This window comes from Kitasatospora sp. NPDC015120 (assembly GCF_043080305.1).
Taxonomy (GTDB): domain Bacteria; phylum Actinomycetota; class Actinomycetes; order Streptomycetales; family Streptomycetaceae; genus Kitasatospora.
The window spans coordinates 156,134-171,877 of record NZ_JBIBVJ010000012.1; the positions used below are offsets into that span (position 1 = coordinate 156,134).

Consider the following 15,744-nt stretch of genomic DNA (forward strand, 5'->3'; position numbering starts at 1 on the left):
AGGGTTTCGCCCGTTTTGGACGGAAAAGCCCCGGCCGCTCGTCCACCATGCGGACGAGCGGCCGGGGCCTGCCCCGAACGGGGGAGGGCCGGTCCGGAGCGCACCCCGGAGCCTCGGCGGGGGCCTCAGCCGGCGATCGCCTCCAGCAGCGACTCCTGCAGCGCGCCGAGCCACAGGTAGGCCATCACCAGCGGCTTGCGGTCGTCGGTGTCCGGCAGGTCGTACAGGCCCCGCTCGTCGTCCTCGGTGACCTCCAGCCGCACGCCCAGGGTGAGCCGCAGGTCGTTGAGCGCGCCCAGCCAGCGCAGGCACGCCTCCGCGTCCAGGGTGACCAGGCCGCCCTCGCCGCCCAGGCCGTCCAGCGCCCGGACGACGTGCAGCGCGTCCTCGCGCTTGCGGGCCCGCAGGTCCAGCTCGGTGTAGCGGCGGAACTCCCCGGCGGCCTCCCGGGCCTGCGGGTCGGCCGGCCCGTCCGGGTCCCCGTAGGCGTCCGGGAAGAGCCGGGCCAGCGCCGGGTCCTCGGGCGCCCTGGTCGGCCCCTCGGCGAACAGTGCCGCCAGCGGATCGCCGGGGCCGTCCCCGTCGCCGCCCGGGCCGGGGCCGATCAGCTCCAGCATCTGCACTTCCAGCGAGCGCAGGATGGAGGCCTCCAGCTCGTCCAGCGCGAGCACCGCGCCCCCGGCGCCGGCACTCTCGAACAACCCAGCCATCGGTATCGGTCAGCCCGTCCTCGTCGGTTCCAGTGGTCCGCGGCCGCGCGGCCGCGGGAGCGGCCGCCCGGTGCGGCCGGCCGCACGGTCAGTCGCGCGGTCGGTCGTGCGGTCAGTCGTGCTGCAGGGTCGCCCAGAGGCCGTAGCCGTGCATCGCCTGCACGTCGCGCTCCATCTCCTCGCGCGAGCCGCTGGAGACCACCGCCCGGCCCTTGGTGTGCACCTCCATCATCAGCTTCCGGGCCTTCTCCTTCGGATAGCCGAAGTAGGCCTGGAAGACGTACTGGACGTAGCTCATCAGGTTGACCGGATCGTTGTGGACGATGGTGACCCACGGGGTGTCCGGCTCCGTCACCGGTACGCCCTCGACCTCCGGGCGCTCGATCTCCACGGGCGCGACACTCACCGCCGGATCCCTCCTGCCGCTCATTCGGTTCCCGGGTGGCTCCCACCCGGCCTTCACGTGGCTTCCACGTGCCCCTCCAGCCCCATGCTGCCATCCGGGGGACCGGCGGGCGATTCCGCCCCCCCGCGGCCGCGACGCGCCGGCCGGATCTCCGGACCGAGAAATCGTCACATTGACGCTAAGGGGTAGTAGCATCATCCTCATGGACGCCACTTCCGTGCCCGCGGCCGGCTCGACCGCGCTGCTCACCGACCGCTACGAGCTCACCATGCTGCAGGCCGCCCTGCGCAGCGGGGCGGCGCACCGCCGCTCCGTCTTCGAGGTGTTCACCCGCCGGCTGCCCGCCGGCCGGCGCTACGGCGTGCTGGCCGGCACCGGCCGGGTCCTGGACGCGGTGGAGAACTTCCGCTTCACCTCCGCCCAGCTCGACTGGCTCGCCGACGGACGGGTGGTCGACGAGGACACCCTGCGCTTCCTCGCCGACTACCGCTTCACCGGTGACATCCACGGCTACCCGGAGGGCCAGGTCTACTTCCCCGGCTCGCCGCTGCTCACCGTCGAGGGCAGCTTCGCCGAGGCGGTGATCCTGGAGACGGTGATCCTCTCGATCCTCAACCACGACTCCGCCATCGCCGCCGCCGCCTCCCGGATGACCTCCGCGGCCGGCGGGCGCCCGGTGATCGAGATGGGCGCCCGGCGCGCCCACGAGCGGGCCGCCGTCTCCGCCGCCCGTGCCGCGTACGTGGCCGGCTTCGCGGCCACCTCCGACCTGGAGGCCGGGTTCACCTACGGCATCCCGACCACCGGGACCGCCGCCCACGCCTTCACCCTCGTCCACGACAGCGAGCGGGACGCCTTCCGGGCGCAGATCGACTCGATGGGCCGGGGCACCACCCTGCTGGTGGACACCTTCGACCTGGGCGAGGCCGTGCGCACCGCCGTCGAGGTGGCCGGCCCCGAGCTGGGCGCCGTGCGGATCGACTCCGGCGACCTCACCCTGCTCGCCCACCGGGTCCGCCGCCAGCTCGACGAGCTCGGCGCCACCGGCACCCGGATCATCGTCACCTCCGACCTCGACGAGTACGCGATCGCCGCGCTCGCCGCCGCCCCGGTGGACGGCTACGGCGTCGGCACCAGCCTGGTCACCGGCAGCGGCGAGCCGACCTGCGCGATGGTCTACAAGCTGGTCGCCCGCGCCGCCGGCGAGGACGGCCCGCTGGTCCCGGTCGCCAAGCGCGCGGCCGGCGGCAAGACCAGCATCGGCGGGCGCAAGTGGGCGGCCCGGCGGCCCGACGCGGACGGCGTCGCCGAGGCCGAGGTCGTCGGCACCGGGGCCGTCCCGGACGCGCTGGTCCCGCATCTGCTGCAGGTGCCGCTGGTCAAGGCCGGCGAGGTGGTCGGCCGGGAGCCGCTGGAGGCCGCGCGCGAGCGGCACGACCGGGTCCGGGCGGCGCTGCCGCTGTCGGCCACCCAGCTCTCCAAGGGCGACCCGGTGCTGGCGACCGAGCTGCACGTGTGACGGCGCCGCACGGGCGGCGGCCGTTCGTGGACGGGGGAAGGGCCGGGCCCGCCCCGGGCCTTCCGCCCCCGGATGCCACTGCCTACAGTCGACCGTAGAGTTCCCCCGTACGGACCGTGAGACTCCCTCACGTCCCCTGCCGCGTCCCGCGCAGGACCCCACCAGACCGAGGAATGCCAGCCATGCACCGGGCACTGATCGTCGTCGACGTGCAGAACGACTTCTGCGAGGGCGGCAGCCTGGCCGTCGCCGGCGGGGCCGAGGTGGCCGCCGCGATCACCGATCTCATCGCCGAGTCCGCGCCCGGCTACCGGCACATCCTCGCCACCCGCGACAACCACATCGACCCGGGTGACCACTTCTCCGACCACCCCGACTACGTGCACAGCTGGCCGGTGCACTGCGTGGCGGGCACCGAGGGGGTCGGCTTCCACCCCAACTTCGCCCCGTCCGTCACCTCCGGCGCGATCGAGGCGGTCTTCGACAAGGGCGCCTACGCGGCGGCGTACAGCGGCTTCGAGGGCGTGGACGAGAACAGCCTGGGCCCCGCCGAGTGGCTGCGCGAGCGTCAGGTCACCGAGGTGGACGTGGTCGGCATCGCCACCGACCACTGCGTCCGGGCCACCGCGCTGGACGCGGTGCGGGCCGGATTCACCACCCGGGTGCTGCTCGACCTGACCGCCGGGGTGGCCGCGCCGACCACCGCCGCCGCGCTGGACGAGCTGCGGGCGGCCGGGGTGGAACTGGTCGGCACGCCGGTCGTCGGGGGCTGAGCGCCGGGATCCGGCTCCCGGCTCAGTGCTCGGTGACCAGCAGCTCCACCACGTCGGTCCCGCCGCACCGCAACGCCTCGCGCAGTTCCGCGCCGACCGCGTCCGCGTCCTCGGCCAGCCGGGTGCCGCGGACGCGCACCACCCGCACCCCCAGGTACTCCATCCGGTGCCGGCCGCCGCGCACCCAGGCCGCCTCGCCGTCGCTGACGCAGCGCAGCTCCGGGTCGACCTCGACCGCCACCCCCGCCGAGGGCCAGTAGAGGTCCGGCACGGCGACGAAGGTGCCGCCGCGCATCCGCAGCTCGGGGCCGGTCAGCGGGACGGGCAGCAGCCACTCGTCCACCAGCTCGCCGACCCGCTCCAGCACCCGGTCCCGCTCCGCGGCCAGCAGGCCGTCCAGCACGGCCCGCACCCGGGGGTCGGCGGTCAGCCCGGACTCGGCCAGCTCGGCGGCCAGCTCGTGCACCGGGCAGCGGAGCTCGGGGCGGCGGACGGCCTCGCAGAGCACCTCCCGGACCGGTGCCGGACCGGCTCCTCCCCCGGCGTCCCGGCCACCGGACGTCCACTCGCCCAGCGCGTCGGCGACCGCCCGGGCCACCGGCGCGCAGGCCAGCCCGTGCACCGAGCGCGCCACCAACTCGCGTTCGGTGCGCCGGATCCGCACCTCTCCGGCGTCCTTCAGCCGCCGCTGGCGGGGCACCAGCACGTCCACCCCGGTGACGGCGGGCAGCCGGGGCACCGCGGCGAAGCCGTACAGCGCGAGCGCGGCCGTGCCGGTGATCACCGCCCCCGCCCGGCGGCCCTCCTCCCCGCCGTTCTGCGCCGCGTAGAGCAGCGCCGCCCACATCCGCTGCTCCGGCGAGGGGTCGCCGGACTGCAGCAGGTAGACCCGGGGCAGCAGCCGCTGCCAGGGGCCGCCGCGGCGGCAGTGCTCGCTGATGATCCGGGCCGGCACACCCCGGGCACGCAGCTGGCCGGCGGTGAGGACGTTCTGCTGACGGCGCGCCAGTTCCTCCAGGGACGGCGGCGGCACGGGAATGCGGTAGCTCATGCCGACACCATCCCCAAGGTCCCGGAGCCGGGCGTGGCCGCCTGACGCACTGTTACCCAACCGTCGTGAAACCGGGATCAGGCCGCACTAAAGTCCTCATACCCTCACCCATTCGGAGGAATGGGTGATCAACCGCTTGTCATATCTGATCATCCTCGATCGGCCACCAGGCCGTCTGACCCTGCGTGATCAAGCACATACGGCGAAGTCACCTCCGGGCGTCACTCCAGCCCGCCGGATTGCCTACCCTTAGTACATGTCACGTGACGAGACCGCCGGCCTCCGCGCGGCCCAGCTCCGCCTCGGACGCCTGCCCGGATACGTCCGCCGGCCGGACCCGGCCCGCCGCAGCGGCGCACAGGGCCATACCTACAAGAAGGGATGGGAGGTCCGCTTCACCGCACGCAGCGAGGCGGAGATAGCGGAGATCCGCGACCTGGTGGTCGCCGCCGGGTTCGCCCCCGCCCGCCCCTTCTTCAAGGGCCACCAGCTGATCCAGCCCGTCTACGGGATGGCCGCCGTCCAGGCGTACCTGGCCGCTAGACAGGCGGCCGAGGAACAGGCGGCGCGCGCCGCCCACGGGCGGGCCCGGCGGGGCTCCGGGGCGGCACGCCTCCGGACCGCCGCCAAGGCCGCGCACGAGGGCGCCCGCGAGGCCGTGCGCGAGGCCGCCCACGACGCCGTCCACGACGCCGTCCACGAGGAACAGGAGGCCCAACAGGTCCAGCACACCCAGGAGATCCCGGAGACCCGGCAGGACGCCGGCCGGGCGGGCGTGGAGCACGCGACCGCCGAGCACGGGGCCGCGGACGTCCGCGGCCGGGAGCACGAGCGGGAGCGGGAACGGGAGCGACTGACCGCCGCCACGGAGGCGGCCGGGACCGCAGGGGCCGCGGCTGCGGCGGCCGCGCGACTCGTCCGCCGCCGGGCGGTCGAGGCCTTCCCCGCCCAGCTCGCCCGGGGCACCTCTCCGGACGACCGGGTCACCCCCGCGGAGAGCCGCCGCACGATCTCCTGACCGTTCGTCAACTTCTCGCTCGCACACGGCGGTACGCCGTCGAAGGGCCGGGCACGCGGGACGCGTGCGACGGGGCCGGCCCATCACCCCGCCCCCTCCCGGAGGCGCCCGCCGGCAGGCCCGCTCGCGGCTCCGCCGCAGCCCGGAACGGCACGTCGCGCCCCGGGGCGGCGCACGGACGGTGGTGCGCCCGGTGGTGCGGGCGCGGCTTCGCGCCGCAGACGTGGACGAGAACCGCCGGACCGCCTACGGTGGCACATCACACCCTCCGCGGTGGCGTGCCGACCGGCCGCCGCCGCCGGCCGCGCCACCCCGCTGACCGGCCACAACGCTCCGCACCCACGCCTCTGACACCACTGCGCACCACTCCCCGCCCGTCCGCCACCGCCGCATCGCCCGCCGACCCTCCGGCCGGCCACCGCCGGAACCGGCCGAGCGGCGGCGCCTTCCGGGCAATCCAGCCGATTGGTAACCCAGCGCACCGAGCGCCTACCGTAGAGTGAGCACAGATGATCGACCGTCAGAAGCCCATCTCACTTGCCGAGAAGCCGAGATGACCCAACGTCATGACAGCACCGCCGAGCCGCCCCCGGAGGCCGGTGAACCCGCCGTACCGCTGGAGTTCGCGGCGTTCTGCGAGCTGCACCGACCGCGGTACCTCAGCTACGCCCGGGTCTGGCTGCCCGACCCGGACCGGGCGGCCGGCGCCGTCCAGCAGGCGTTCGCCGAAATCGCCGTCCAGTGGCGGGAGTTGCTGGGAAGCTCCAACCCCACCGCGCACGCCTGGCAGATCCTGCGCGACACCGTCGGCGACCACACCCGGCAGAGCGGCCCGCTCTCCGGCCCCGTCGACGAGCGTGCCCACCCCGGCGGCCAGCAGCGGCCCGGCGCCCAGGACCGGCCCGGCCGCCCCGCCGACGACGACCTCGCCATCCTGCACTACGTCGTCGGCCTCGCCGCCCCGGAGATCGCCGACGTCATCGGCACCGACACCGCCAGCGTGGCCGGCCGGCTCCGCCGCACCATGCTGCGCGAGGCCTCCGGGTGGTGAACCCCGCACCGGGACGGCCGTGAGCCGGTGACGCCCCTCGCCGGCTCCCTCAGACCCGCTCACCCGTGACGTCGTACAGGTGGTGGACCGGGTCGTGGATCAGGTAGCGGGAGAACGACTCCACCGTGAAGCGCGCCCCGTCACTGCGGTTGCCGGTGCGCCCCCACTGCGCGCCCGACACCCCCGCGAACGCCGCCGCCAGCACCTGCGCCGCCCCCTCCAGCTCCTCCGCCACCACGGCCGGCCGCTGCTCGCCGTACCGCTCGGCGACGGCCGTCTCGTCCTGGTCCCAGTTGGGGAACAGCGGGTCGTCCTCCTCCAGCATCAGGTTCAGCCGGACGTGGAACAGCCGGAAGACGTCCCGGACGTGACACGCGTACTCAAGGTCCGACCAGACCTCCGGGCGCGGCCGGCGGCGCAGCTCCTCCGGCTCGCCGGCCAGCACCCGCACCCAGCCCTCCGCGTTGGCCAGGATCATCCCGGCCACGTCCTCCCGGACGACCGCGCCGGCGTCCAGCCCGCAGTCCGCGCAGGGGCGCTCCAGCACCCACGTCCAGTCCTTGGTGTCGGGGACGATCCCGTCGTCGACGGCCGTGGTACCGCTGCTCTGCTCCGAAGTGGTCATGCGCCCAGGATGGCCGCGCCCGCACCGCTCCCACCAGCGGTTTCGCCGCCAGCGGGCACCGAAATCCTGCCAGCGCCGTCCGCGCCGACGCCCTCCGCGCCGCCCTTGCCCTCCGCGCCGCCCTTGCCCTCCGCGCGCTCCGCGGCCGCGCGGGCGGCGAGCAGCTCGGCCAGGTTGGCCCGGCTCCAGTCGCACACGGCGTCCATCGGCCCGAGCAGCGTCCGGCCGAGCGGCGTCAACGCGTACTCCACCCGCGGGGGGTTCTCCGGGTACTCCGTCCGGCTGACGACCCCGTCGTGCTCCATCGACCGCAGCGACTCGGCCAGCACCTTCGCGGTGATGCCCGTCAGCGGCACCCGCAGCTCCGAGAACCGGCGCGGACCGCCCTCCAGGCAGCGCACGATCCGCCACGCCCACTTCTTGCCACCCAGCACGGGAACCCGCTGCACCGGGCAGTGCGGGTCGAAGAAGTCCGGCGGCAACGGTGCGGGCACGGTCCGAGTCATGCCCCGACGGTAACCGAACGGGCCTGCCCGCCGGTACCGTTGAAGTAACCGGCACCCCCCGTTCTACCGTCACGGCGACGGCGGGCGGCGATCGGCGCCCCCGCCCCTGCCCCGCCACCGGCGGACGGACGGAGAGCCCGTGAACCCCACCATCGATGTCATCGTGTTCGGCGCCGGCGGCCAGGTCGGCCGGGCCGTGGTCGCCGAGGCCCGCCGGCGCGGCCTGACCGTCACCGCCGCCGTCCGCTCCCCCGAACGGCACGCCGGCCTCGCCGGCCCCGGGACCACCCTCGTCCGCTGCGACGTCACCGACCCCGACGCCGTCGCCGCCGCCGCCCGCGGCCACGCCGCCGCCGTCAGCACCGTCTACACCCCCGACGTCCCCTCCGGCGCGTCCTACCGCGCCGCGGCCCGCGCCCTGGTCACCGGCCTCGACGCCGCCGGGGTCCGCCGGCTCGTCCACGTCGGCGTTGCCACCACCCTGGAGACCGCCCCCGGCGTCGCCGTCCACGACGACCCCGCCTTCCCGGAGGCCCACCGCGCCTTCTCCCTGGGCCACGCCGCCGTCCTGGACCTCCTCCGGGACTCCCCCGCCGCCCTCGACTGGGTCGTCGTCACCCCGCCCCTGGACCTCGACCGCACCGCCCCCGGCACCGGCCGCTACCGGACGGGCGGCCCGCAGGTCCTCGGCACGCGGATCGCCCAGGCCGACCTCGCCACCGCCGTCACCGACCAGCTCACCGGCCCCGCCGCACGCCACCGTGAGCAGATCGCCGTCGCCGAGTGAACCGCCCGGCGGACAAAACCGGTGGAGGGAGCGGGGCGTTCCGCTCCACCCTGGACACCATGCCGAACTCCGCCCCCGGCCCCCGAGCCGCCTACGACCCCGGTGCGCTCGCCCGCAAACCCACCCTGCCCGGCGCCACCGTCACCCTCGTCCCGCTCGCCGCCCGGCACACCGACGCCATGTGGCGGTTCACCGACGACGAGGAGACCAACCGCCTCACCGGCACCCGGCGAGCCTTCACCCACGACGAGATCCGCCACTGGTGCACCACCCGCCCCGACCAGCGCGACCGCCTCGACCTCGCCGTCGAGGACCGCGCCACCGGCCGCTTCCTCGGCGAACTCGCCCTCAACGACGTCGACGCCGACAACGCCTCCGCCCACTACCGGATCGCCCTCACCCCCGACAGCACCGGCCGGGGCATCGGCACCGAGGCCACCGTCCTGCTCCTGCGCCACGCCTTCGGGACCGTCCGCCTCCACCGCGTCGAACTGGAGGTCTACGCCTACAACCCCCGCGCCACCCGCGTGTACGAGAAGGCCGGCTTCCGTCACGAGGGCCGCGCCCGCCAGGCCCACCACTGGGCCGGCGAGTACCACGACGTCCTCCGGATGGCCGCCCTGCGGCCCGAGTGGCTCGCCGCTCACCCCTGATGCGGCGGCCACTGCTGCGGCGGTGGCGGATACCCCTGGTACCCCGCCGCTGCCGCAGCGGCGTCGGCCCGCTCCTGGCGGCGCCGCCCGCGCACCACCAGCAGCACCCCCACCGCGACCCCCACCAGCACCACACCCGCGAGCGCCGCCACGCCCCGCAGCACCCACGTCACCCCGCGGTTCTCCTGGTTCGCGGGCACGGTCACCGGCGGCGGCGAGTCCCACTCCTCCTCCTGGGCCGGCGGCACGGACGGAGCCGCCTGCGCCTCCGCCCGCCCGGCCAACGGGTTCTCCCGCGGACCGCCGTCCACCGCCGGATTCGCCTCCAGCGCCTTCGCCGGTGACAGCACCCCGTAGCCGTAGCGGTTGTTCGGCACCGCCGAGCCGTCGGGGGGCGGCGTGGCGGACTTGATCATCCGGTTGATGACCTGCCCGGCGGAGAGGTCCGGGTACTTCGCCCGGATCAGCGCGGCGGTGGCGGAGACGTAGGCGGTGGCGTCGGAGGTGCCGTTGGCGACGCCGTGCGCACTCGTCGACTTGGCAGTCGCCCGGGGGATCTCGGCGCCCGGCGCCACCACAGTGGTCTCTGGGCCGAAGCTCGATTTGCTCCAGACCTGACCGTTCCGGTCCACCGCACCGACCGCGACGACCCCGGGGAAAGCGGCCGGATACTCCACGGGGCCGCCCGCGTCACCGCTGTTGCCCGTACCCGCGACGAGAACCACGTCCTTGTCCACCGCGTACTTGACCGCCGCACGCTCCTCGGGATCCTGCCCGGTACGCCCGCTGATGGACATGTTGACGACCTTCGCGCCGTGGTCGACGGCGTAGCGGATCGCCTTGGCGACCTGCGACCGGGACGCGGGTTGGTCCTCTCCGAACGAGATCCGAATCGGGAGAATCTTGGTCTTCGGTGCCAGGCCCATGATGCCGGCTCCTGCTCCACGGCCGTGGCCGGCGATGAGGCTCGCCATACCGGTGCCATGGCCGTTGCTGTCCACCGTGCCGTCGGTGTTCTCGCCGGTGAAGTCCACCCCGGCGAGCACCTGACCCGTCAGATCCTGATGATCCTTCAGTACGCCACTGTCGATGACGGCAACCGTGACGCCCTCGCCCTGCGAGACCGGCCAGACCACCGATTCCGCACGGTACGCCGCCAGGGGCCACTGGGAGTCTCGCACGCTGTCAGCATGAGCCGGCCCCGTGACCACCGTGGCCAGCAGTCCACCCGCCAGCAGCACGGCCACCCCGCGGCTCAGACGCCAGCTCCTCAAGTCCCGCCACCCCACTCAGCGCAGAGGCCGCCCCTCGGCCCGGACGGCCACGGGGCAACCGATCGATCGGCCCGGACCCGAAGGCCGCGCGTCATTCCACCACGTTCGGATTGACCGGGTCGTCCGACACCCAGGTCTCCTCGTCCTCGACGAGGTAGTCGGGACGGCCCCGCCTCTTCTCGTCGTCCTTCCGGCCTCGGTCGGCGCTGCCCAGCGGAATCATGGGGGCCTGTGTCAGCGGGCCGCCCGAACCTGCCGCACCTGTCTCCGGCCGGATACGCCCGCGCGCGCCCAGGCCGGATCCACCCTCGGTGAACGCATGCTTGCCTCCGCCGCTCCTGCCGGACCGGTCCCCGACCCCGACGACCGTGCCTCCGGGATGACCGGCTACGCCCTCAGCCCCGCCCCGGCCCCGGACGGAGCCCGCGCCGACGGACCCGCCACCGCCCGCACCAGGCATGCCCTCGGCGCCGAAGATCGCACCACTGCGGCCGGCACCGGACCGGCCGGGTGCCCCGTCTCGGCCGCCGCGCACAACCTCCGGACCGGCTTGCCCGCTCCAGCCGGCGCCGGGAGCCTGCCCCTGCCTGCCGGCGGAGCCGAAGGACTGCGGAATCCCGTTCGGCTGGGACGCGCCTCCCCCGGGGCCGCCTTGCGGTGCCGCAGATTGTGCGACGGGGCTGTGGGGCAGGGGCTGGCTTCCGCCGCTCCCTGGCGACCCGAGTATCGACGTGCCACTCCCCCCGGACGCCGCCGGAGCCGACATGGCGGACGTGCCGTCCACCACGGTCCCGGCACCGAACTTCGCCGGAGCGGCTTTGGTTGGTGGCATCGCCACCCCGCCCTTGACCCCGGGGTCGGCGGGGGCCGACGGTGTCTTCGACAACGACGGGCTCGGCCCCTGCGGGTTCGAGCGCCTCTCTGCGCCACCGCTCCGAGGGTTCGCCACCACCCCCTCCCGCGGACGGGACACCGGCCCGGCGCCCGCGCCGATGTTGCCGACCCCTACCCCGCTGAGGAAGCCGCCCACGGCCGCGTAGCCACTCGCGCCGGCATCACCCGGCTCCGTGATGTCGTCGACCGGATTCGAGGCCCCTGGCTTCGGCGCCGCGCCCGGGGGTGGCGGGGGCTTCAGCATCGGGGTGGCGGTCCGGTAGTGCATGGCGAGGGTCTGCAGGACGGTGGCGGCTTCGCCCTTCTTCTGGTCGGCGATGGCCGTGCGGGAGTCCTCGTCGTCGGCGCCGAAGAGGGAGGAGACGGTGTCACTCACGCCGTCCTTGACCTGCGCCCAGCCGCTGGGCTCCTCGGGCATGTCGCGCTTGGCCTTGGCCATGGCCTCGGAGACCGCCTTGAGCGTGTTGGCCGCGTCGTTGGCGTAGGAGGCGGTGGTGTTGATGGTGGCGGCGAGGTGGAGCATGCGGGCGTGGAAGGCGTCGCTGGTGCTGCCCTCCCACGAGGTGGCGGCCTCGGTGCTGGCGCGGGTGAGGGTGGCCCGGATGGCCTTGAGGGTGTCGGCGGCGCGGCGCCAGGGGTCGGCGGCGGCCATCACCTCGCCGGGGTTGAGGGCCTGGACCATCCGGCGGAGTTCGGCGTGGCTGTAGGCGCCGAAGTCGGTGTACGTCATCGGACGCCCTTCCCGTCGTCGTGCCGGGCCGGCGCGGTGGTCCAGGCGTAGGCGCCGTAGCTGGTGACGGAGGGGTCGGCCACCGACCAGCCGTCGTCGGCGAGCTTCAGCCTGCCCCTGGTCCGGTGCTCCTGTTCCTCGTAGTTGGTCGCCGTGAGCTCGGCCTTCTTCTGGGCGTCGTCGACGGCTTCCTGGAGCTGGTTGAGGACGTCGCGCAGACCGTCGCGCATGGTCTGGTAGCGGCTGCGCAGTTCGGCGGCCTCGGCGAAGGTGCCGAGTGCGCTGGGGCCGATGCCACTGCTGCCGTGGGCCGTGTTGCCGTCGGCGTGGTGCTGGAACTCGGCGAGCAGCAGCCGCACTTGGGCCGCGAAGGCGCGCAGCTGTTCGACTTCGACGCGGTAGCCGCGCCCCGCCCCGCCGGTCGATCCCGTTCCGTTCCCCGTTGCCACGTGCGGCGCCTCCCCCGTGCGTCCGGCCGGTGTGTCGTTGACGGTGCTGGTGCGTGAGTCATGTCTAACACACGACCCGTACCCCTGGTGGGCCGTCAGTTCACGTCCGGTGTACGGGCCGTCGCGGCGAGGGCGCGACGGCAGAGCGAGTCGGCGTGCCGGGTGGTTTCGGGCAGACGGTAGCGGGGGGTGAGGGCGAGAACGGTCCCGACGGCCTCGGCGAGGCCGATGCGGTGGCCGACGGAGACGAAGACGGGTTTGACGCCGGGCCGGGTGCGCAGGGCGCGGCCGACCTCCTCGCCGGTGGCCGGGTCGGTGAGCGGGGTCGAGTCGCCACGGGCGGGGCCGGGGTCGCGGTGGTCGAAGGTGAACGGGGTCTTGGCGACGCCGAGGGTGCGCAGTCCGGTGAGGACGCCGAGGTGGCTGGCGAGGCCGAGGCGGCGCGGGTGCGCGAGGCCGTAGCCGTCGCAGACGACGGTGCCGGGGCGGTGGGTGAGGGCGGCCAGGGCGTCGAGGACGGCGGGGAGTTCGCGGAAGGCGAGCAGGCCGGGGATGTAGGGGAAGGCGATGCGACCGGTGGCGGTGGTCTCCTCGACGACGGCGAGGGTGTCGCGGTCGAGGACCACGGCGGCCGCGACGACCAGGTCGCGGGCGTCGTCGTAGGCGACGTCGACGCCGGCGATCAGCCGGTCGTCGCCGTCCGGGCCGGCGGTGGTGCCGGGGGCGCCGGACGGACGGACGAGCGGGCGCAGGCGGGCCTGTTCGGCGAGCGCCTCGGCCTCGGTGGTGGGCCAGTCGGCGGGGACGGGCACGGCGGTTCCCCCTGGGGTGCGCGGAGCGGTGGTGCGGTCGGGCCCACCGTACCGAGCGGGGCGGACGGCCCCGGGGGCGCGTCCGCGGGCGCACGCCCCGCACGCCCCGCACGCGGCCGACCGGCGCGCGGAGCGCCGCACGCCGGTCGGGAGCACCGGAGCGACCCGGTCCGCCGGTTCAGGCGGTGGAGACCACCACCGTCTTGGCGGCCTTGTCGTGGATGCACTGCCGGTAGGGCTTGTCGAAGACGCCGAACAGGCCGTCGATGAGCCACCAGAGCCCGGCGCAGCAGAGCACGGCGGGCAGGACGAAGACCGCCGCCCTGGTCCAGGCGGCGGACTGGGTCGGGGAGTTGCCGTCGACGAGCATGGCGACCCGGATCTTCATGGCCTTCTTGCCGAGGGTCTGCCCGTCCCGGCCGAGCATGACGCCCTCGTAGACGAGGTAGAGCGCGCAGGCGAGCCAGAAGGCGCCGGCCGAGCCGGAGCGGTCGGTGAGGCTGGCGAACGGCAGGACCAGGAGCAGGGCGACGACCTGCACCAGCAGGTAGTCGATCAGCCGGGCGAGGATCCGGTTGGGCCAGCTGCCGAGCGGGGGCATGCCGGGGACGGGGCCACCGCCGGGCGCACCGTACCCGGCGGGGCCGTAGCCGGGCGGGGGCTGGTCGTACGGCGACCGGCCGTAGGGGTTCTGGCCGGAGGGAGCGCCGCCGTAGGTGCCGCCGTACGCGCCGGGGCCGTCACCGGCGGGCGGCGGGGTGGCGGAGGGCGGGGTGCCGTACGGGTCCGACGGCGTACCTTCCGGCGTGCCGCCGCCCGACTGCGGGGGCTGCTTGCCGAAGGAGGGCTTGCCGCCCCCCTCCGGCTCGGGGCCTGAGGGGTTGTAGGTGCTCATGCCCCGAGTAGAACATCACACATTGTACGAACTTGGGATATTGACTCCGTTTTGTCCGACGGGACCACCGGGGGTGAGGCCGGCGGAGCCTCACTGCCGGACGACCCGGGTGCGGGCCGCCCGGTCGTGCCAGCCGCGCCGCGCCGGGCGGTCGAACAGCGGCCAGAGCAGCCCGGCCGGCAGCAGCATCGAGAGCTGCCGGACCAGCCACCGGACCAGGGAACGGCCGATCCCCGGACGGCCCGGAGCGCCGCCCGCCGCCGTGCGGCCGACCGCGACCACCCGGATCCGGGCGAGCCGCTTGCCGAAGGTCTGGCCGGTGCGGGCGGTCGGCAGGACCTCGTAGAGCAGGCCCACGAACAGCAGGATGCCGAGCAGGACGGCGGCCTTGCCGGCCACCGTGCCGTCGACCAGCCAGACGTCGATCTGGCGGTGGGTGAGCCGGCTGGCCATCCGGGCCCGGTCCAGCTTGCGCTGGAGGTGGGCCTCGACCGAGCGGCCGAGCGGGACGCCCGCGGCGACGGCGACCACGGCCAGCACGGCGGTGTCGACCAGCCGGGCGGCGAGGCGGCGGCCGAGCCCGGCGGGTTGCGGCGGCGGCGCGGCACGACGTCGGGGGGTGGCGGCGGGCCGGGGGGCGGGGGGCCGCACCGCGGCGGGCGTAGTGGCGGCGGGCGGGACGGGTTCGGCGTCCGCCCCGGCCGCCGCCTCCACCGGAGGAGCTTCCGGCGACGCCGACACCGACGGCGACAGCGCCCGCGACGGCACCGGAGCCGGTTCCGGAGCCGGAGCCGGTTCCGGAGCCGGAGCCGGTTCCGGAGCCGGGCCGGGGCGCGGGCCGGGCGGCTCGGGGACGGGCACCGCCCCGGCGGGCGGCACCTCCGCCGCCTCCGGCAGCACCCCCCAGGACACCCAGCGCGACTCGTCGCCCGCCTCCCCCAGCCCGTGCTGCGCCCGGGGATCCGCCTGCCACCCGGCCGGCTCCGGCGCCGGCCCGGTCTCCGGGCAGGGCTCCGGGAACGGCTCCGGCAGCAACACCGCGCCCGCCGGCGGCACCGGCTCCGCCCCCGGTCCCGGCACCCGCTCGAACGCCCGCCCGGCCCCCACCGCCCCCGCCGCGGGTGCCCGCTCCCCGCCGCGCCGGAACACCGGCCCGTTCTCCGGCACCACGAAGGTGAACGACGCCCCGCCCCCGGTCTGGTCCAGGTACACCGGCCCGCTGTCCCCGCCGGACGGCGTCCGCCGCCCCTCGGGCTCCCCCGCCGCCTCGGCGGCCACCGCCACCGGCGGCGGCACGTACCGCCCCGCCCCGCCCCCGGCGGCGGACGCCCCCGGGCGGCGGGTCGTGTACCGGGGCGGTGGGAGCACCTCGCCCTCGGCCGGGGCGGGCCGGCTGGTGCCGGGCACCCAGGCCGAGCCGCCCCAGTAGCGGACGTAGCCGGGGATGGAGGGGTCGGGGTAGTAGCCCGGCGCGGGGCCGGCGGCCGTGTCCGTGCTGCCGCCGGCGAGGGGCCGGTCCGTCATGGGGGCTCGCTTTCCTGGCAGGCCGATGCGGCGCGCCCGGCGAGGGGCGCGCGCGACGGTGGCACGG

17 protein-coding genes are annotated in these 15,744 nt (G+C 75.4%); 6 read left to right on the plus strand and 11 right to left on the minus strand.

The window, feature by feature from the left end:
* Positions 1-125: 125 nt before the first annotated feature.
* Positions 126-710 (minus strand): DUF2017 domain-containing protein, encoded by a 585-nt coding sequence (locus tag ACF1AK_RS25155; RefSeq protein ID WP_391501072.1) that lies wholly within the window; start codon positions 708-710, stop codon positions 126-128.
* 112 nt (positions 711-822) lie between these two features.
* Positions 823-1,116 carry an ATP-dependent Clp protease adapter ClpS gene (clpS, locus tag ACF1AK_RS25160; RefSeq protein WP_350544761.1) on the minus strand — a complete coding sequence of 98 codons (294 nt, stop codon included), beginning with the start codon at positions 1,114-1,116 and terminating at the stop codon, positions 823-825.
* 202 nt (positions 1,117-1,318) lie between these two features.
* Between clpS and ACF1AK_RS25165 the strand changes: the two genes are divergently transcribed.
* Positions 1,319-2,635: a nicotinate phosphoribosyltransferase gene (locus ACF1AK_RS25165; protein ID WP_391501073.1), complete on the plus strand. Its 1,317-nt coding sequence runs from the start codon at positions 1,319-1,321 to the stop codon at positions 2,633-2,635.
* A 182-nt stretch (positions 2,636-2,817) separates the two neighbouring features.
* Entirely contained in the window at positions 2,818-3,408 is a 591-nt protein-coding gene (locus ACF1AK_RS25170) for an isochorismatase family protein (RefSeq protein ID WP_391501074.1), read from the plus strand.
* Positions 3,409-3,430: 22 nt separating this feature from the next.
* Here the strand turns inward: ACF1AK_RS25170 and ACF1AK_RS25175 are convergent, their stop codons facing one another.
* Complete coding sequence (locus tag ACF1AK_RS25175) at positions 3,431-4,459, minus strand: hypothetical protein (RefSeq protein WP_391501075.1); 1,029 nt, start codon at positions 4,457-4,459, stop codon at positions 3,431-3,433.
* 256 nt (positions 4,460-4,715) lie between these two features.
* Here ACF1AK_RS25175 and ACF1AK_RS25180 point away from each other — a divergent pair, with 256 nt between their 5' ends.
* Positions 4,716-5,477 (plus strand): hypothetical protein, encoded by a 762-nt coding sequence (locus ACF1AK_RS25180; RefSeq protein WP_391501076.1) that lies wholly within the window; start codon positions 4,716-4,718, stop codon positions 5,475-5,477.
* A gap of 553 nt (positions 5,478-6,030) precedes the next feature.
* On the plus strand, positions 6,031-6,528 hold the full coding sequence (locus ACF1AK_RS25185; protein ID WP_391501077.1) for an RNA polymerase sigma factor: 498 nt from the start codon (positions 6,031-6,033) through the stop codon (positions 6,526-6,528).
* 49 nt (positions 6,529-6,577) lie between these two features.
* Here ACF1AK_RS25185 and ACF1AK_RS25190 read toward each other — a convergent pair whose 3' ends face one another.
* Together ACF1AK_RS25190 and ACF1AK_RS25195 are read right to left on the minus strand one after the other, a co-directional pair.
* Entirely contained in the window at positions 6,578-7,153 is a 576-nt protein-coding gene (locus ACF1AK_RS25190; RefSeq protein ID WP_391501078.1) for a DinB family protein, read from the minus strand.
* Positions 7,150-7,659, minus strand: a complete 510-nt coding sequence (locus ACF1AK_RS25195) for a winged helix-turn-helix transcriptional regulator (protein ID WP_391501079.1) — start codon at positions 7,657-7,659, stop codon at positions 7,150-7,152. Before ACF1AK_RS25195 ends, ACF1AK_RS25190 begins: the two co-directional genes overlap by 4 nt.
* A gap of 139 nt (positions 7,660-7,798) precedes the next feature.
* Between ACF1AK_RS25195 and ACF1AK_RS25200 the strand changes: the two genes are divergently transcribed.
* Together ACF1AK_RS25200 and ACF1AK_RS25205 are read left to right on the plus strand one after the other, a co-directional pair.
* On the plus strand, positions 7,799-8,446 hold the full coding sequence (locus ACF1AK_RS25200; protein ID WP_391501080.1) for an NAD(P)-dependent oxidoreductase: 648 nt from the start codon (positions 7,799-7,801) through the stop codon (positions 8,444-8,446).
* Between the two features lie 59 nt (positions 8,447-8,505).
* Positions 8,506-9,099 carry a GNAT family N-acetyltransferase gene (locus ACF1AK_RS25205; RefSeq protein WP_391501081.1) on the plus strand — a complete coding sequence of 198 codons (594 nt, stop codon included), beginning with the start codon at positions 8,506-8,508 and terminating at the stop codon, positions 9,097-9,099.
* On the opposite strand, the gene mycP is transcribed toward ACF1AK_RS25205, so the two are convergent.
* From mycP to ACF1AK_RS25235, 6 genes are all read right to left on the minus strand, one after another.
* The gene (gene mycP / locus ACF1AK_RS25210) at positions 9,090-10,346 is read right to left on the minus strand and encodes a type VII secretion-associated serine protease mycosin (protein WP_391501082.1); all 1,257 of its coding nucleotides are present in this window, start codon (positions 10,344-10,346) and stop codon (positions 9,090-9,092) included. The two genes, ACF1AK_RS25205 and mycP, sit on opposite strands and share 10 nt — an antisense overlap.
* Positions 10,347-10,464: 118 nt before the next feature.
* Entirely contained in the window at positions 10,465-11,997 is a 1,533-nt protein-coding gene (locus tag ACF1AK_RS25215) for a PPE domain-containing protein (RefSeq protein ID WP_391501083.1), read from the minus strand.
* Positions 11,994-12,446 carry a hypothetical protein gene (locus ACF1AK_RS25220; protein WP_391501084.1) on the minus strand — a complete coding sequence of 151 codons (453 nt, stop codon included), beginning with the start codon at positions 12,444-12,446 and terminating at the stop codon, positions 11,994-11,996. The genes ACF1AK_RS25215 and ACF1AK_RS25220 overlap by 4 nt, the downstream gene beginning before the upstream one ends.
* 95 nt (positions 12,447-12,541) lie before the next feature.
* On the minus strand, positions 12,542-13,258 hold the full coding sequence (locus ACF1AK_RS25225) for an endonuclease V (protein ID WP_391501085.1): 717 nt from the start codon (positions 13,256-13,258) through the stop codon (positions 12,542-12,544).
* Positions 13,259-13,436: 178 nt separating this feature from the next.
* The gene (locus ACF1AK_RS25230) at positions 13,437-14,153 is read right to left on the minus strand and encodes an RDD family protein (RefSeq protein ID WP_391501086.1); all 717 of its coding nucleotides are present in this window, start codon (positions 14,151-14,153) and stop codon (positions 13,437-13,439) included.
* Between the two features lie 90 nt (positions 14,154-14,243).
* Positions 14,244-15,677: an RDD family protein gene (locus tag ACF1AK_RS25235; RefSeq protein WP_391501087.1), complete on the minus strand. Its 1,434-nt coding sequence runs from the start codon at positions 15,675-15,677 to the stop codon at positions 14,244-14,246.
* Positions 15,678-15,744 lie beyond the last annotated feature (67 nt).

Excerpts from the sequence above, each read along its gene's own strand:
- ACF1AK_RS25155 (WP_391501072.1), bottom strand. The coding sequence starts at position 710 with ATGGCTGGGTTGTTCGAGAGTGCCGGCGCCGGGGGCGCGGTGCTCGCG.
- ACF1AK_RS25165 (WP_391501073.1), top strand. The coding sequence starts at position 1,319 with ATGGACGCCACTTCCGTGCCCGCGGCCGGCTCGACCGCGCTGCTCACC.
- ACF1AK_RS25170 (WP_391501074.1), top strand. The coding sequence starts at position 2,818 with ATGCACCGGGCACTGATCGTCGTCGACGTGCAGAACGACTTCTGCGAG.
- ACF1AK_RS25175 (WP_391501075.1), bottom strand. The coding sequence starts at position 4,459 with ATGAGCTACCGCATTCCCGTGCCGCCGCCGTCCCTGGAGGAACTGGCG.
- ACF1AK_RS25180 (WP_391501076.1), top strand. The coding sequence starts at position 4,716 with ATGTCACGTGACGAGACCGCCGGCCTCCGCGCGGCCCAGCTCCGCCTC.
- ACF1AK_RS25185 (WP_391501077.1), top strand. The coding sequence starts at position 6,031 with ATGACCCAACGTCATGACAGCACCGCCGAGCCGCCCCCGGAGGCCGGT.
- ACF1AK_RS25190 (WP_391501078.1), bottom strand. The coding sequence starts at position 7,153 with ATGACCACTTCGGAGCAGAGCAGCGGTACCACGGCCGTCGACGACGGG.
- ACF1AK_RS25195 (WP_391501079.1), bottom strand. The coding sequence starts at position 7,659 with ATGACTCGGACCGTGCCCGCACCGTTGCCGCCGGACTTCTTCGACCCG.
- ACF1AK_RS25205 (WP_391501081.1), top strand. The coding sequence starts at position 8,506 with ATGCCGAACTCCGCCCCCGGCCCCCGAGCCGCCTACGACCCCGGTGCG.
- ACF1AK_RS25215 (WP_391501083.1), bottom strand. The coding sequence starts at position 11,997 with ATGACGTACACCGACTTCGGCGCCTACAGCCACGCCGAACTCCGCCGG.
- ACF1AK_RS25230 (WP_391501086.1), bottom strand. The coding sequence starts at position 14,153 with ATGAGCACCTACAACCCCTCAGGCCCCGAGCCGGAGGGGGGCGGCAAG.
- ACF1AK_RS25235 (WP_391501087.1), bottom strand. The coding sequence starts at position 15,677 with ATGACGGACCGGCCCCTCGCCGGCGGCAGCACGGACACGGCCGCCGGC.